The sequence below is a fragment of the Methylomonas sp. MK1 genome (assembly GCF_000365425.1).
Lineage (GTDB): Bacteria > Pseudomonadota > Gammaproteobacteria > Methylococcales > Methylomonadaceae > Methylomonas.
The window spans coordinates 81,065-99,484 of sequence record NZ_AQOV01000003.1 but is presented as its reverse complement, the minus strand read 5'-3'; the positions used below and the strand labels follow the sequence as shown (position 1 = coordinate 99,484).

8 protein-coding genes are annotated in these 18,420 nt (G+C 47.8%); 1 reads left to right on the top strand and 7 read right to left on the bottom strand.

The genetic code is table 11. The features are described from left to right. Nucleotides 1-127: 127 nt before the first annotated feature. The gene (locus G006_RS28715; RefSeq protein WP_160167699.1) at nucleotides 128-364 is read left to right on the top strand and encodes a hypothetical protein; all 237 of its coding nucleotides are present in this window, start codon (nucleotides 128-130) and stop codon (nucleotides 362-364) included. 234 nt (nucleotides 365-598) lie between these two features. Here the strand turns inward: G006_RS28715 and G006_RS29295 are convergent, their stop codons facing one another. The 7 genes from G006_RS29295 to traJ form a co-directional block, all read right to left on the bottom strand. Further along, entirely contained in the window at nucleotides 599-10,639 is a 10,041-nt protein-coding gene (locus tag G006_RS29295; RefSeq protein WP_020485828.1) for a strawberry notch-like NTP hydrolase domain-containing protein, read from the bottom strand. 11 nt (nucleotides 10,640-10,650) lie between these two features. Next, complete coding sequence (locus tag G006_RS29575) at nucleotides 10,651-10,881, bottom strand: hypothetical protein (RefSeq protein ID WP_020485827.1); 231 nt, start codon at nucleotides 10,879-10,881, stop codon at nucleotides 10,651-10,653. Continuing rightward, nucleotides 10,874-13,072 carry a DNA topoisomerase 3 gene (locus G006_RS0124280; protein WP_020485826.1) on the bottom strand — a complete coding sequence of 733 codons (2,199 nt, stop codon included), beginning with the start codon at nucleotides 13,070-13,072 and terminating at the stop codon, nucleotides 10,874-10,876. Before G006_RS0124280 ends, G006_RS29575 begins: the two co-directional genes overlap by 8 nt. Before the next feature lie 14 nt (nucleotides 13,073-13,086). Further along, nucleotides 13,087-13,608 carry a conjugative transfer signal peptidase TraF gene (gene traF / locus G006_RS0124275; protein ID WP_020485825.1) on the bottom strand — a complete coding sequence of 174 codons (522 nt, stop codon included), beginning with the start codon at nucleotides 13,606-13,608 and terminating at the stop codon, nucleotides 13,087-13,089. Further along, nucleotides 13,605-15,518: a type IV secretory system conjugative DNA transfer family protein gene (locus G006_RS0124270; protein WP_020485824.1), complete on the bottom strand. Its 1,914-nt coding sequence runs from the start codon at nucleotides 15,516-15,518 to the stop codon at nucleotides 13,605-13,607. Before G006_RS0124270 ends, traF begins: the two co-directional genes overlap by 4 nt. Before the next feature lie 253 nt (nucleotides 15,519-15,771). Next, nucleotides 15,772-17,964, bottom strand: a complete 2,193-nt coding sequence (gene traI / locus G006_RS26470; protein WP_020485823.1) for a TraI/MobA(P) family conjugative relaxase — start codon at nucleotides 17,962-17,964, stop codon at nucleotides 15,772-15,774. A 25-nt stretch (nucleotides 17,965-17,989) separates the two neighbouring features. Beyond that, on the bottom strand, nucleotides 17,990-18,352 hold the full coding sequence (gene traJ, locus G006_RS0124260; protein ID WP_020485822.1) for a conjugal transfer transcriptional regulator TraJ: 363 nt from the start codon (nucleotides 18,350-18,352) through the stop codon (nucleotides 17,990-17,992). Nucleotides 18,353-18,420: the final 68 nt, after the last annotated feature.

The window sequence follows — 18,420 nt, the reverse complement described above, 5'->3', positions numbered from 1 at the left end:
GCCTCATCTTTTCGCGGCTTGTGATGATAGTGGCGATTCTAAGCCAGAACCCCAGAAATGTCGTTCTTCTCAGTGCAGAACACTGGTTCTAAAAAACAACGTTCGATTGACTTATTTTTTGATGGGTATGACGAACCGTATAGAAAACGACTTACCGGTACTATTCAAGCCAGTGGGTATGGGCATTTCTACCGCCAATTCGCCGAGCAAGCCGTTTAATATCATCGATACCGAACTGACGCAAGGAAGGTCGACGCCTTCCATTCGCATCGGCAGCATCACAGGCCAGATTCCACGCCTGATCACGCTCCCGACGCAACGCTGTCAATCCTTCAATCAGCAGTTTGCGCTCATCGTCGCTTAAATCGGCAATTGGTTCAGGTTTGCCCATAACATATACCTCCACGGCAAGCAGTACCGACATGTTTCCGCCGCTGTCAATTCATTCGGTTCCTGGCCAATGTTATCGGGCAACACCATAATAAAAAACGCAGAAAAACAATTGAAAATTTTAGCGGCTAAAAAAATCAACGTCCATCATCTAACTGGATTTCTTCTCGCCAGCGGTTTTCACTGGCTGATGGCTGTAAGCTACAACCTAAATAATTGCAACCGCGTTGCGCGACGCTAGTTTCTGCCGTTGTTGCAGCTCTAGGCGCTGAACATTATCTTGCTGCTGTCTGGCTTCAATTCGTTCATGATGATTGGATACGATTTTATTCACGACATTAGTTACCTGGCGTTCAACTCCTTCCCAACCTAATTCACTTTTTGTCGCAAGATCGTTGAAATCCGTGAAGGACTTCATATTCGAGATAGCCTCTTTCTGGGCATCCGATAACCCCCCATTTTTTGCCAGTGCCGGCGTAACTGGATCAAGATCGGCTGGGTAAGCCTGCTCACCAGGGGCGAAAATCGGAAACAAAGCTACACCTCCGACCGCTTTTGCAGCCGCCGCTGCCTTTTCCTTACCAGGATTGCGGCCCTCGGTCAGTTCCTGATGTAAATCATTATCCCCGGCAATGATGATAGGTTTGTCCGGAAACCGGTTGCGCAATAACTTCGCAACGTGTGGCAAATTGCCTGAATCGAAGGCCGCGATTGTTGGATAGCTCAGGGACTGGGATAACGTATCAGCCGTAGCATACCCCTCACCTATCACTATGGCCGGAGCTCTCGCCAACGCTTCCACGCCATTGCCGCCGACAACATGAAACATGTCTTGCTTAGCACCACCAGCAGCAAAGCGCTTCACGCCGTTTTCCTGGATAGATTGTACTGATCGAATTACGCCACTGACATCTTGCGCCGACAAGAGCAAATCACCAGCGGTGAACACCAGTTTATCCGGGTGCGAGTCCCGCAGCTCCTTCGACTCCTTCCATGTTTTACCAATCATTACTGCCGAATCGGGAGGCAACATTGTTGAATCGGTCGGCACCATTCGAAGATCACCTGGCCGGGCTTCCTTCGATTGCAAATATTGATGATCGGCAGATGCAGGCGGAGCGATAGCAAGTAGCTGTCTTATAGACGCCGCGACGGCATCCTGTTTAGCTTTTATCTCGTTTTCTCTTGCTTGCAACTTAGAAGCGCTTTGAGCTTGCAATTCCGCCTTTTCTCCATCGCTAAGCGAATAGCCCTTTGACTTCCATTTCTGGGCTTCGCCGGTACGATTATTTTGAGCAAAACCGGCAGGATGACCATCCAGGTGAGCAACATAAAATCCAGCTTTCTCGCCAGCCTTATCACCAACTGTTTCAAGCCTATGACGCTGTCCATCCATAACTGGATGGTTTCCCGAAAGCACAAACCCCATATCCTTAAGTAACGATGAAAACTCTTCGCGCGGCGTCATTGCCGGTTCTTGCTGCGGTTTAGTGCTATCAGGCAACCAACGTTGCAACTTGTCCATATTGGCATTTTGGCCGACATACCAAGATTTAGCGCCGGCATCCCACTTAGCGCCGGCTTCTTTCGCGGCCTTTCTCTCCGAATAGGGAACAGCGAGGTATAACTTATCGGAGGTGGTTGGTTTACCCACCTGAGAATTAGCGACTGACGTTACTTTTACTTCTCCGGACTCCGACGGCAACCATTTAGAAAACGCCGATTGATCAACACCAACAGGAATGAACCAGGATGTATGTTGCCTATCCCATTTGGCACCCAATGCTTTAGCTTCCTCTTTCTCGCGGAAAGGCACTGCAATAAAGGTCTTATCATTTCCTGTGTTTTGTTGGTCTGGCCGCACACTATCACCACCGAGGCCGGACAAATTGGCAGCCGCTTGTTTCTGTTCAAATTCAGAAACTTTATTTTGAAAGTCTGAATTGTTTACCGTAGCCAACAGATCGGCGGATTTCCTCTTCTCCCGAGCGGCAGATATGTCTTCATCAGAGCTATCCGGGTCATTCATTACGGCTTGCTCATCTAATCTGGCAGCCTCCGCCGCCTTTTGATACTCTTCGAACGTCGCACCCGATAACTGACTCAGATCGCGCGGCAAGTCATCAAATTCCCGTTTCATAGCCGGTGTGATAGCCGGGCCAACTCCATTGTCGGCTTGCCATTTCCGCCAGTCTTCTTCCACTACTTTTATGACGTCACGAAACTCATCGCTGTTTTCACCACCATACCGGTGTTCTAGGTCGACGTTTAACCATAGTGCATCAATCGCTTTATCGATTTCACCCCTTTCAATTAAATCAAGAGCAAGGCGAACATTTCCATTGCCCTGCTCTTGAACGTAACTACCACGCCATTCAGGAATGACCTCTTGCGCGTACTCAATATTCCGCACCGAATCCTCTAAAAGACGTTCAGTTGAATTAACATCAGGATCGCGCATAACGCCCCCTTCAAATTGAGCTGTTTCAGTTTTAGTAGATTCCGGTAATACCACCGTTTTAATAAATCCACGTTCGTAATAGTCAGCAATATCCTGATGTGTGACCCCGGTTTCGGACTGCGCTGATGTATCGGCCACGATTGCTTTCTTGCTGTCACTATCGATAACAACCTTACCGTCTGGCATTAAAATAATTTTCGATATGCCAAATCCATTCGGTTTGCCATCTGGACCATTGAGCTCTGGGAACAGATCGAGCACATTGCGCCTATCCAACTCAACACCTTCTTTGGATAAGGTGATCGCAGACGAAGAAACTTGTTGTGTTTGTTCCTGGACTAACCTAGCGGCCATTGTCTGGAACGCCTGAGCCAACCCCTTGCGTTCTAAGTAAGCATTGGTAACGCTAAAATCATCGGGCTCTATACCAAAAACAGGCGAGAGACGACGAATAGCATTGTCAAAAAACTGCCCAGGTAGATCGCCTGTAACATCCTTAAGGGTATGTAACCCTTCCTTACGCAAAGCGGCATCCAGGCTATCCCCTTCGTAGTCTTGAAAATGATCGAACGTCCATTCTTCCGACCGCTGCAAGACGGTCGAAATATCAGCCGCCAAGCCAGAAGATAACTTCGCATCGCCAGTGCGTTCATCCATAACATGTGGAATTGTATTGTCACCGGCCAACGTCTTTCTGGCATCGGCAACAGCGCTATGCCAAACATCAGAAGCGGCATGGAAAGCATAAGCAGCCTCTTGTAAGACCGGATCTTCGTGCTTTTGTAAATAGCGGGCATCGCCCGCTTTGTCTTCCCCATAGACACGAACCAGCTCACGCTGATATACCTCATCAGCATCCACTAGCGCCTGATATTCGACCGCAGTCAGCTCGGCTACAGTAATCGTCGTCGAGTTGTCAGCGCCGATAGATTTGTTGAATGTAGTTACATTTTCGGTATCAATTAACCTAACAGTTTCGGTCTGATTGGATAATTCGTTTTCCAAGTCATAAATCAAGTCATGCAAATTGTTAAGTGGCTCGGTTAGATTCGAATACGTTTCAATCTGCTCTGGCGTCGAATTCTTGAGAGCATTGAAGTAATTTGCCTCGGAAAGCAATCGGTCACGCTCTGCAATTGCTATATTTAGCCGCTCAAATTCTGGTGCATGTTCGCTAGGCTTTTCGGTAATTCGCAAGCTACCTCGAAATTTTTCACCATCCTCAGTTAATTCGCCCCATTCAATTTCTGTATTAGGAAATTGGCGCTGCAACTGTTTTACAAGCACTGTAGCGTACCCCAGCCGGCGATGATCATTTTCCACTTCGACCATCTGGATTGCGGGTATTCCGTTATAGATTGAGTAATCCAGTTTCCCTACTTGAAACCCACCAACCTCCGCGATTAACGTTTGGTCGACCTGTCCCGAATATGCTCCGCGTGTTACATCCTTAAACTCGACCAACTTACTTTGAAATCCGTAATCCCTTACAAGATCGGGATACTCAATCAATACCGGCAACGGTGGCATAGTGGCCGAAATAGAGCCTTGCGTGTTTTCAGATGAATTTAGATAAAGTGCATTTTTTACGGCGGCACGATGAACATCGGCAACAGTATCAGCAGAACTTTCCGCGTCGGAAAAAGCCGAATAGGCTCCTAACGAAACATTCCATTTTCGACCATGATTTTCCAACTGCTCGACAACTACCTGAGAAGCAAACTCAGACAATGTCAGTTCATGAGGTTGTCGCTGATCGGCAGTTAGCGCTTGGCCCTGCTCTTGAACTAAAGCTTGTTCGAGCCCGAGAACAAATGCCTGAATTTTTTCCGCATCGGACGCCGCCCGGAAAATCTCCATTGGATCATCCCGCAAAGCCTTAATCCACGAGCCAACATAAGCCGCATGTTGACCAGGATCATGACCAATACCAAGCTCTTCACCCAAGATCATACTGGCAATTTCCGCCCTTAATTCTTCTTTGGCGTAAGCCTCACTTCCGAATGGATGTGCAATGTCCCGATTCAGCCGGTCTTCGTGTCCAGTCCAGTGCCCCAACTCATGCAACGCGGTCGCATAGTAATTCTCTGCGGTTGGAAATTGACCTTTTTCCGGCAAATGTATGCTATCAGTAGACGGTCTATAAAACGCACGGCTACCACCGTTATGATGTATATCGGCTCTCGAAGCCGCCAATATATTTTCAGCTCGTTCAATGGGATTCCAAGTTACCTCTTTCTTTTCTAGCGGCGGCAAACCATCGATCTGTTCAGCATTAAACACACTTGCAAAGAAAACCCGTGGACGTTCTAACTTTACGACCACCTTGACCGGTTTGCCTTCTCCGTCTAAAACCGGATTGCCGTTATCATCCCGCTTTATTTGCTCATCGGTAAATTTCCAATATTGAACACCAGTACTCTTCTCGCCTTCTCGGACTTGACCACCAAGTTCCCCAGCTTGTTTATAGGTCATCCACCGATTATCGTTTCTATCCTCCGACAACAAATTGAGAGTATTGATACCTTTATATCGCTTTCCGGTAAGAGGGTTATATGGCAGAAATCCACCTGCCTCGTCCGGGTTCCAAGGCCGTTGCCACGGGGCCGTACCTTGTTCTAGTTGTGCAATTAATTTCTCGGCAACAACTTCGTGAAAAGGTTTCTTAGCTTTTTCCATTGAAACACCCTCCTGACGAATAACGCCATTTGTTGGAGCGACGGCAATGCCGACTACATTGGTTGTGGTGGGGTTGGTAATCTCGTCGATCTTCACCTTGGCCCCTGGCGTAACAATCTCGCCAAAAAACGCATCCTTTCTTCCATGAGAGTAAAGCACCCATGATTGATCAGGGTACCTATCAGACGGAATCATATTTCCAGGAATATTCCATTCGGATTGAGCCGCTTCCTTTGGAGTTGGGTATGAGAGATACCAAAGGCCGTGTTGAAACTTCGCGTATTGCCTATTCGCTAATAGAAAAATACCCTCTTGATCCGGTGGTTGCGTGCAAGGGGAAAATGTTGAATCGCCAGAATCGGCTGAAGTCTCAATAACGTCTGTCGAGTCACCAACCGGTAATGATGAATCGTGGACATGCATATCCAAATCGTCACTTTCACTATTTGCGGAGTCCTTACCGCGATTCTTCTCAATTAGATCGACAACAGGTTTTGAAGCAGTGATGCGTTCAAAAACCCCTACCCCACCTTCGCCAGTAGGTATAAAAACTCTATCAGACCAATTGATGCGCTCCACAAAAGCGCCTTGATCTTTTAGCAATCGTTTCTCTGCGTCAGTAAAATAACTACGACCCTTAATCTCTATACGGTCTTCAAAATTCACCTTCGCAGTAGAAATCTCCCAACCATTCGATAGAATTGCTTTGTTACCCTTTTTGATTGATTCGAACAAATCGCCCACCGACATTCCAGCAAGACCGGAATCAAGGCCTAGATTTTTCAGTGTTTGTTTGGCGGACTTAGGCCCCAACATTCGGCCAAGTAATTGTTCACCGTCGTCTGTTTGTAATCGTTGAATGGTTTCGGCACCTTCGACACGATCCCAGATTGGCAAAATGACACCGACAAGCATGCGTTCGGTTTTTGTTTCAGTTTTCGGGGCATTGGCGATTTGCTCGTTCCAAAGTTTTTTTGCTTCGGTTTCGTCTATCGCCCGAGTCAAAGTAACCCTCTGATAAGAGCCAACACCATTTGCACTAACTGTTCGATAGTCATACCCGCGACTGATAACGTCGGCGTTGTCGATATATCGATAGTCATGTTTTTTGATTGTATGAACAATACCGCGACGGACAGATTTACCATCGGAATCTAACCGCTCCCCAATGTCTCCGAGATAAAACACATCGCCTTTGCTCTTTCCGAATTCAGAGACAAACCACCCGCTTAGATCACCTTCTTTAGGGTTTTCCTTGACGAACTTTTTAACCTCATCCCACTTGTAATAGTGGACTTCATTGGTGACGGCCAACTCAACATAACGAGTCTGGGCACCGGTTTTCTTATCCTCATAAGCAACATCATCCCGCGTTTTTTGGATACTCAAAGCGGTCATTGTCTGTAGACCAACATCGTACAAACCACGTTGCTTTGCATAATCAACGGCTTCAATAAGACGTTGCTCGAATTCACCAAAAACTTGATTCTGCATGTCAGTTTTCAGTGACAGCAGGCGGTTTAAAAACTGCGGTATAGCCGGCAGATTGCTCTCATTCAATGAAGCATTTTCATCAAGCAGATTAAGCCCCATCTGCTTGGTAACTTCGTGGAACTTAAGGCTTGTGGTCCCACGATACAGATCACGAAAAAAGTTATTCAGCGCGGTCGATGCATATTGGCTTTCAAGATTGTCGGAAGCGGTAAACATACCTTGGCTAGTCGCTTCTCTCTGTCCTCGAGTAAGCGCTCCGAGTTGATCTAGTCGACGAGCAATTGACGACACAAATCGCTTTTGTGCCTTTAAATTGGTGGTAGGCAATACATAATGCGGCTCCTGAGCTTGATTGGTTCGGTGAGTTCGCCCAAACCCTTGCACAGCGGCATCAGCCCGCCAACCAGGTTGCAAGATGTAATGAATTCGCTTACGTTGATTCTCCGCTGTATTATCGGCATGAAAGCTATAGCCAGTCCCGCCAGCGCCCGAGAATATGAGAATGTCCTTTTTGTCAGCCTGAAAGGCCTCCGAATCAGCCCTAGAAGAATGTTTGCCTCGCTTCTCTTCGACGACTTTCAGATTGCCTTCATCGTCGCGCGTTTGAACAAACCGACGTCCACGGCCAGTAACCTCTGCGACCCGATCAGAACCAAAAGCATTGATGATTGAGTCCAATGGATTTTCAGGAACACGGATTTGATGCAACGTGTCCAGCAGCGAATCGCGCAAAGCAATTGCCTCTCGATCAAATACTTGATTCCCTTCCGAGTCACGTACTGGAACGTAGGTGGTGTTGCCGTTAGCGTCTTGTGTTTGCTCATAAGCAGCTACCGGGAATCCGTTTCTGACATAATCCATTAGCATTTGCCGAGGCGTAAAATCCAATTCCTCCAAAAGGGCATCATTCGCCGTAGCGTCGGCAATAATCCGCTCCTGTGCTGCTTCGTTTGTATTTACCAACTGAATCACAGCCGCGTGACCAGCGTCCAGTTGATCGCGAATATGGTCTATCACTGCCGGCGTCTGCATGGCTGTGACAATTTGATTGAAAAATCGTTGATGGGCGCCCCAGAACTGAGACATAGCCGCACTTTTACCCGGACCACTCTTACCGGCTTGAGTGAGTTCAAGAGCTTGCTCAACATTATTTAAAACGACTTGCCAAGCGCCGGCGAGCTCGTTGTAAATATCTTCCTGTAAATCAGATAGTGGATGTTCCAAGCGCTCATACGAGACACCATCGTAGGACAGCGACCTGGCCAAATACATGCCCATCGCCTTCATGTCTCGGCTGATCAATTCCATTGATGCAATGCCGCCTTTCGACACCCCGTTGATAAAGGCAGTTGTGTCAGCAAACGGCGTGCCCTCGCCCCATAAACCTAGACGATCCGCGTAACTAAGATTGCTTATCTCGGTAGCTCCGGTGGCTGACACATAGGTAACACGCGAATTAGGCAATTCGCGTTGTAAGTTAATACCGGCTATCGCTTGTTGTGATGGCTTCTTGACGCCTCGTTTTCCCTTAATCGCAATGGCATTGCCCATGCTATGGGCTTCATCAAATGCAATAACACCATCAAAATCCTTACCTAACCAATCTATGATCTGTTGAGCGCGAGACTTACCGCCCTTTTGTCCCAAATCATTTGCCTGCTTTTTCTCGCCGCCGCGTAGCGTCGAGTAAGTTGTGAATAAAATGCCCTCTTCTTGAGTGATTGCATTACCAGCTTTGGTCTTTCCCTGGAAAAACAATTTTGACGGGTCGCCACCCACACCAGCAAAATCCCTTTTAGCATCCTCTATCAAGCCTTCATTAAAAGAAACCCAAACGGCTTTTTTCCGACCTTGCAACATGTTATCCAAAATGATGCCGGATATTTCGCGTCCCTTACCAACACCAGTGCCATCACCAATGAAAAAGCCTTTCCTTGAACCATTCGGCAAAGTTTCTGAGTGCGCTTGCCCTGCATAAACAACGGCCTCAATTTGAGCAATCGAAAGCAATCCGTCTTCGATCAATCCCTTTGGCAATAATGGGGCATATGACGGTGCAGGTGGTTGGACAGCAGACATTGCCGCCGACTGCACCAATTTGCCTGGATGTGGTTTAGCGCCTTGTACTGTAAGACGTTGTGGAGCGTAGTTAGCAAAGACAGAATCAGTAAATTCGGTAGCCAGATCATCCTTAGCTTCTACTGCAACGCTTGCGGTACTGTTGCTTGTAGTGAGGCTACTATTTCCTCCAGTATCTCCGCCGCTGCTTCCTCCAACGTTTCCGATAACTCTATCTGGAACTCCACTCCCGGCTCCGATTCCGTCATTAGGGACATAGCTATCTTCGGTTGAGCCTCTAACTTCGCTATCAATAGGAGTGGTTCCGGAATCGGCCCCGTTTCCAGCAGATTCCGCTCTAACGCCGTCCGCACCAATGCTAATGCCGCTAACTCCGTTTCCGGATTGAATGGTATCTGACACTGGCGGAGTGTTTGGGCGGCTTGCCTGTTTATCGGGTGTTGATTGAATGTGTTGACGGTCATTTCTTATGCCCTCTAATAATGCTGGTAAATCGGCCACCGAATCTACTTTGCCGGTCAATATCGCCTGCGTCGTGGCCCCGTTTTTGTCGATTACTAAAATTTGATTGTCGAATGTGGTCCCGTATTTGGCATATTCTCGCCCGGAAATGCCTATGTTGGCCCTTACATTGTATTTGGCTTGTACATCTTTCCACCATGAAGCAAAGGCAGGCTTATCCGCGGCCATTCCGTTTCCAACAATCGCCACCAGTCGCCCGCCTTGCTCTAGGCGCTTTAATGACTGTTCGAGATGTCTTGCGCCATTAGTTGTATCTCTCTGTCCTTGGACACGACCAGCAGTCGAGCTAAATGGCGGATTCATAACAACCACTGTCGGCTTAAAGTCGGTAGGTAGAACGTTATCCAACTGCTCGGCATTCTCTTTAAAGATTGTTGCCTCTGGGAACAAGGCTCCCAATAGAGCTTGTCTACGGGGGGACAATTCATTCAGAATCAGTTTGGCCCCTACCATCTTTGACCATATAGCCAAGTCGCCTGTACCAGCCGACGGTTCCTCCATAACATCATCTTTCTTGACATTAGCAACCCAATTAGCGACAAAAGAGAGCGCGGGCGGTGTGCTGAACTGCTGGAATTCCTCCATTTCTTCATCACGTCGCGTCTGAGTAGGCACCCGTTGAATCCTATTTGTTAAGTCAACGACCTTTAGCTTGGCTTCGTCGGCATTCAATGCGTTCCAATTCGGGTCTTCGGTCCCGAGCAAGTGGATGTTAAAAGCAGCTTCTAAGGCATCATAAGCATCCTTAGATAAATAGTCGCCACCCGCCTGGGTTCCGCCAAACGCACGATTAGCTTCCTCGGTTAATACCTTGGATGTAACACCACCATCTTCACTCAGACGTTGTGCTAATCGTAATGCGAGTAAATGTCGAGCATCATTAGGGGATGATTCCAGGCGTTCCTTAATCGCCGCCTCTGGTTTGTCAGCCGACGTAGGCTCGGGAACAAGCCAATCTTCAAAAACATTGAAAAAATCGAGTTGTCCTTGATTAGAAATAGGTTTCTTTGCCATTGATCAGACACCTATTCATGACTTGTTGAATCGATACGGCTTTCCAATGCATCGGCCTCATCTAAGGCGTCTTCATTGAACGCACCAAGCCGTTCGGCCTCGTCGGGATCGAATTCCACTACAGCACCAGGCACCATAGCATCAAGTAACTTCACGGCCACAACATCTACCGTATCTACCGCTAACGCCGAATCTACTTCCGTATCCACATTTAAGTCATTTACATCATCATTGCTATTCATCACGTCCACCCTGTTTGCTATTGTTAAAATCCGGTTGTCCCTTAATGTCTGGGTAAGTTTGTTTGCATGTGGGGAACCCACTACATCCCCACCAGAACGCACCCTTCTTTCTTCCTGGCCGCCTTGACAAGCCTTTTCCACATGACATGCATTTATGTACGGCAGACACTAGAGGCGCTTGTTTAGGGACTGGCTTACCAGACTTGTCTTCTGCTGCAAACCGACACCCATCGGCGAACCCAGTACAACCCCAAAAGAACTCGTTTTTGTCCTTTTTCTTAATGCGGCGCAAAGGCTTTCCGCAATCAGGACAAGGATTGAAAGCAACCTTGATCCCAATGCCATTCTGCTTAACGTTAGCCACCTCTGCACCGATGTACTCCATCAACTCATTGACAAAGGAAATCGCATTGAGGTCGCCGCTCTGAATAGCCTTTTGTTGTTCGTGCCATAGAGCGGTCATATCGGGATATTTGGCTTTATCCGGCAAGGTATCGTAAAACTCCCGCCCCGTCGGAGTGCTGATAATGTTGTTACCCTTCTCCGCCAAATAGCCACGATCAAATAAAGTGGCAATAATGGTGTCTCGCGTAGCCGGTGTACCAATACCTCCATGCTCGCCTTCTTTGCCCTTGTCCTTTTCGACCAGGAGCTCCCGTAGACGATCATCACGCACATATTGAGCAACACGAGTAAGGTCCGTTAAAAGGGTGGCCATTGTGTACAGTGGTCGCGGCTTCGTCTCCATCTGGCTCGCAACGGCGTCAGTACAATCACCTGCCTGCCCCGCCTTTAACACTCGAAGATCAAGGGCGATGTCGTTTTCATCACCCTCTAAATCCTCATTACCTATATCGTTTCGATACAGCGACTTCCAGCCAGCCAAGGTAGTAATGTTCGAGCGAACAGCAAACCGATGTGTAGCGGCTTCAACAAAAATATCGGTTTGATCGTATTGATGTTTAGGCCAGAACTGTGCGACATAAGCGCGGGCAATCAACATGTAGATTTTCTGCTCGCCATCAGTCAGTTTAGAAAAATCGGCTGTGGCCTCAGTTGGAATGATTCCGTGGTGGGCACTTACCTTTGAAGAATTGAACGCACGGCTTTTTATCGACGGGTCAGCCTTTTGCGCGACAAGCGTTAGCGTCGGTGCCGTCTTCGCAATAGCGTCCAGAACATTCGGCGCATCGCCATGTTGGTCTTCACTGAGATATTCACAATCACTCCGATTGTATGTAATCAGTTTGTGCTTTTCGCGTAACGATTGCGTTATGTCCTTCGTCTGGTCTGGACGAAACCCGAACTTCCGCGAAGCATCTGTCTGAAGCTTCAACAAATTGTAAGGAAGCGGCGGATGCTGATCTTTCTTTTTGGTAGCCGCACTAACAAGGGTTGCCTGTGCGCCCTTTGCCGCATCAGCGATACCCTGCGCATGGCCCTGATTGGATAGACGGCTCTTCTCATCAACAGGATCCTCATTAACAATCTGATACCTGGCCGGAAACGACAAATCGCCAAAAGTAAATTGTCCAGTCACATTGTAGTAATAGCTCTTGGTATGAGCTTCGAACTCCCTATCCCGTCTAACAACTAGACCAAGGATAGGAGTCTGTACTCGACCGACACTTAACACACCTTGAAAACCTGCCTTATTCGCGGCCAACGTATATGCACGGCTCATGTTGTAACCGTAAAGTTGATCACCAATACTTCGTGCCTCCGCCGCCGCCGACAAACCAGCGAACTCCCGATTGTCGCGCATACTTGCAAGCGACCTCTTAACGACACTGATATTGTTGTCATTGATGAGCAATCGTTTAACAGGCAGCGAACAAGCCGCATACTCCAAGACTTCATCAACCAATAGCTGGCCTTCATCGTCAGGGTCGCCCGCGTGTACAACGCTCTTGGCTTGCTTTAATAAGGTGGTGATGATCTTGAGTTGGTCTTTCTTATCATTCGATGGCTTTTTCTTCCACGGGATATGGTAAATAGGCAAATCATCCATATTCCATTTCCCGAATCTGGGATCGTAGTCCTCTGGGTCCAGCAGTTGCAGCATGTGACCGTAGCACCATGTCACATAACTATCGCCGCAGTCATAGTAACCATCTTTACGCGATCCGCCGCCTAAACCATCAACAATGGCCTTAGCAAGATCGGGCTTTTCCGCAATAAACAACTGCATAAAAACCTCCGTTTTTACCAAGTTAAAACAGGACGTATAACGCCCGTGATTTGAGAGCGATTGATTAAGCCAAAATAGCGACCATCGAACGAACCCTTGTTTATATCAGTCATAAGTAGAACTTCTGATTCACCTAATTCATGGGTTGTCCTGAATTTCGGCATTGGGCGACCTGCCCCATCAAGCTCTGAAGGGGCGCTATATGGCAATAAAACATCATTAACCCGTACTCCATCATCACCAATGGAAACGACATCCGTTTTAGCCGCTAAAATTTTTTTCATCATGTAGCCATATCCGCCAGGGCAATATCCAGCACCGATATAGCCCCGAGTCTTTGCTAAATCGAACACTTCCGATTGCGGGGGACAAAACATTACATAAGCCCCTTTCTCGACCGGGTCGCGAGTTTCCCAGTAAATGCCAACAGGAATACTACGTGTGGAGTTAAAGCGCGCGCCAACGGCGTAGGCGATTCCACAGAAAGCCAGATATGAAATACCAAGAAGGGAAATCAATGAAGTAAGCCGCTTCATAACTTAATCGCCTCAGCGCCACGCGATATTTCATGCGTCTTAAGTAACTTGTCGGATACCTTGGGCGGTGGAATAGACGCCCTTGCCTGAAACACCGGGTCCTTGAAATATAATGGCTGGACACCGTAAATTGCAGGGTATCCTGCTACATAAATCACCATGTCGCCAGGCTTCTCAATCAACCCATCAGCGCCCTTAACTGGCCCAGGCATGCGTAAGCATTCATCCGGAGTCAACAAAGGTCTTTGTACTTCTTGAATGGTCCTAGAGACTTGTGCCAATAAAGCACTGGTACGCCGACCACTGGTTGTGATTTGTTCCTTTGCGACAGTGGTTTGACCGGTCAACTTGGAAAGATGATCAGCAGTCTCAACCCTGTTAGGTGGATATGCATTTTGCACATGGCAGTTAGATGTTATCGACTCATCAGCGCCATAGCCCGTTTCACGACTCTTTAATTGGTTAATATCCTGGCAAATCAAATAGCACTTAATGCCGTAACCAGCAACAAAAGCCAATGACTCCTGCAAAATCTCTAGTCTTCCAAGACTAGGGAACTCATCCAGCATCATTAACATTCGATGTTTGTAATGAGCCTTCGGACGACCGTTTTCGAATTCCATCTTGTCAGCCAAAAGCCTAACAATCATGTTCACCATTACCCTAACTAATGGCCTTAGCCGAGCCTTATCATTAGGCTGAGTGATAATGTATAAACTGACAGGATCATCGAAATTCATCAGATCTTTGATGCGAAACTCGGACTTACGCACATTGCGCTGGACAACTGGATCGCGATACAAAGCGAGATACGACTTAGCTGTAGAGAGAACGGAACCGGCCTCTTCTGGGGGACGATCCATCATATCCCGAGCGGCAGAGCCAACCACCGGATGATTTTTACCGAACACATGCCCATAGGTTGTCATCTCTATCCACAGCTCGGCAATATCCCTATTAGGATCAGACATAATTGCATCCACAATAGGTAAAGACGCCTCGCCACCTTCATCCCTGGCCTTATATAGAACATGCATAATCACACCGACAAGTAGCGCTTGAGCTGTTTTCTGCCAATGCGTTTCTAAACCCTTACCATCTGGATCGACTATCAATGTTGCTAAATTCTGCACGTCGCCGACTTCGTACTCCGTTGCAATTCGAATTTCATCCAATGGATTCCAACATACGCTACCTTGCAAAGCAGCGGGCTCAAAACGTAATACCCTATTTCTGGCATACTTCTTCCGCCAACCAGCAGTCAGCGCCCATAATTCGCCTTTCAAGTCGGTAACAACTGCGCTACGTTCCCAACACAGCAACGTAGGAATAACCAAACCAACCCCCTTACCAGATCGTGTGGGCGCATAACAGAGAACATGTTCAGGCCCGTTATGTCGCAAGTACCTGGTAACACCATTTTTATCGATCCATGCACCTACATATACGCCTGACACCGGCGAAGTCTTTTTGCCGAGAAGCCTAGAAATCAAACCACCAGAACGAGGTAATAAGCCAGCCTCTTGAATATCCTCTTTGTTGGCCCATCTGGCCGAGCCATGTAAATACGGATTAGCCTTAGAGGAATTAGCAATCACCATTTTGGCAACAATAAGCCCTAACAATCCGACAGCGGTTACAGAGATACCAACACTGCCCGCCTTCATAAAGCTTTCTTGATATAACCCATACCAATCACTAGACCAGCGCAAAACCGCCCAAGGTGCATAAATATGGTTGTACTGAGGACCTAGCGTAGACTGATAGTTAAATTCGTCGGCAAAGAACTGAGTAGCAGATTGAAGCCCAGCAACAAGCGACGCGATAGCCAATGCGGGTATGACGAGGCCAACCCTTGGCTGACCCGCCCGAATTTGTGGACCGACTGCATTGTTAAATTTATCTTTCATTTGATAAGCCTCTTTAGTGATAACAGGCGGCAGGAATGAGTAAACAATAGAACTCGCGTTTTAGCGGCTAAAACACCCTAAGCTATGGCTCACGAAGTGAAAAACGACACCCCACCTAATAACTGTTTTAAATAAGCAATATATCTAATAAAATATACTATCAACAATGAGTTATGAAGGCAATCACATTAATTTTTTTATACGAAACCGGCCAGGAAAAACCGGACTGACATCTAGCGCGAAAAAAAGGCGGCTATCTGCGTCGACCTTTTGTGAGTTTTATCGAACCCGATTCACCAACAGACACAGCATCACCTATAGATAAGCGCTTTAATTGTGCGGCCGTTTTCTCGTCTACCGGCAAGACACATACAACATCATCGCGCTTTAGAAGCGCAAGAAATCTGCCATCAACATGCCGCAAGCCAGCAAAAGGCAGCATGCCCGCATCACCCTCACAGAACCGCCTATGCACCGGCACATTAACGCCCTTTAACCGCTTTTCATCACGTTCAGCAATGTACTTATCGGCCTCCACAAATACGATCAATCCTGATCCAGAAACTGGCCGTCGCAATGCGTTATTTGTGTCGGATCCTTGGTGCTCCATACCACCAGATACATTGCCCGACAATAGCATTTCAATTCCACTGGCGAAGCGAACCATAGCGAGACTGGACAAGTCTCGCAAACGGTTACGACTTTCGGGCGGCGGTCGACGCCCAACGCCGCTAACGTTGGGCTTATTGATGAATCCGAAGATCCCATTCCGTCGCCCTCCTTCATCGAATCGCCCTCCACTGGAATTACGGACTCCTGATCCAATGCCGCTATCGCCGCTTCCAACTCCTCTTCCTCGGTCAGTTGAGTGCCCATTTCTGTTCTCCGTAGTCTCATTTAATAAAGACAGCCGCTGCCTCTCCAGGAGAGGATCAGCAAAAGTCAAAGGAATAGCAGCATCCACCGCCGTTTTTACGATTTGCGCTCTAAATTCAATGCTGCCAGTAACCGTGATTGTGCTCCCATATCTATCCATCGCCATCCGTAACGCCGCCTCCAATCCATCGACGGAAGCACCACGCGATACCTTAAGCTTGTCACCATCATCGCGAATAGCAGATGCCCCGACACGATAAATGACGGTGCCCTTCTTTGTGATGCTATCCTGTACAGCATTCACACCATGCGTTGAACGCGCGCCCCCAGCCGCCCCGACGGTATTCCCCTTTAACCCCTTGGCCACTTCCCTGGCACGTAATGCTGCAAGCGCGTCAACATCACCCATGGACGCATTACACCTTAACCAGTCCGCCCACTGTTGTGGCCTGTGCGTTTCAAATATTGATTGCCTCGCGACGTGGTAGCGCTCGTTAGCCGTTTGCAAATCGGCCAACAAAGATTTACTAACCAGACCGTACAAGATCTTTTTCTCCATGCGAGATTTCGCAGAGAGCCTTATCACAGCCCGCTTTAATTTAGCCGCTCGCTTGGCGGCAACCACCTTACGAGCTCTCTCTTCTCTGGCCGACTTCCATTGCTGAGCACGTAGCGCTCCTTGATTGGCCTGCTCATTCTTATACCTGGCAAACAACAGCGTTGTATCAATCCTGGAGCCAACCGGCTTAGCTTCATATGCCTTCGACCGCCCGGTAGATAGCGAAGCAGTACCAGACCCATTTATCAAGGCCTCAAATAATCCAAGACGAGCCTCAAGCTTTCCCTTAGATAAATCACGCGCAACGGTACTCGCCTTCACCATCAAGCCTTCATGATCTGCAATGACAAAGCCATTGCCTTTTTCCTGCAATGTAAGGCCATGCTCCTGAAGGACCTTGTGAAACTCACCCCAAGAAGCCGCTACATGGAGCTGCTCTAAACATTCGCGCCTAATCCAACTGAGCAAGCTTTCAACACCAGCATGCCGCTCCATATCAGCAGCACGGTTTTCACTTGGCACCTTGTTCGATAGGTGATTATCTCGTCCAAGGCCGTACTTTATTTCTAGGGACTCGCACAACTTACCAAGAACCTTATGGTCGTTATATGGGTTATGAATAGTTAAGCGTGTCGGATGAATTTTGTTTATAGCAATATGCATGTGGAGGTTATCCGTATCGCAATGAACAGCACTAACGCGCTGATGCTCACCATACCCGAGCCCTTCGCAAATGTTACTTTCAATCTCTTTTAAGATTTCATTACTGGGATGTTCGCCTTCGCGAAAACTCAGAATCAGGTGATAGGTCTTATCCGATTCAGCTCGGGTGTTCATCCCCTGGACAGTGGTTACTTCAATTATTGCCGACCTTAAATCATCCGACTGGCAGTTAGTCACAGAGGTGTACTCAACACGCTCGCTCTTATCCTGGTCATCAGATATGTAACCGACAAGTGCGCCGAAGTCGCTTTTCTTAATCGACTTCATCGAAACATGTTTCGCGATCATAAGTGAAAAAATTTAGCCGCTAAAATCACAGGTCAGCCTTCGGCATGATTACAGCCTTCATCACTTCAATCATTTTGTCTTGCGTAGCTTCGATACGCGCAAGTGCAGCCCTGATAGTGGACTCACCGAACTGCGCAGTTCGGGCATCATTGGTTAGCCAAAGCTTAAGCAACCCACCAAGACGCCCCAGGTCGCCATTGATCTTCGCCAACTCCAGAACCCTCTCGTTGTCGGTGATGCATTTCGGCGCATAACCAAGTCCAAGAAATCTCAAGTAGGCCGATGTGCTATGGCCAGTTTGCCTAGCATTCGCTTCAATCGCGGCCTTCTCGTCTGGAGTAACCCAAACACGGATTGGATTACTACCTTTTCGGGTTTCGTTTGCCATATTCATAATCCTTCATCAAATGTTGTAACGGCGGTAGCCGTTGACCTCGTAGAGCAGGATACCGTTGA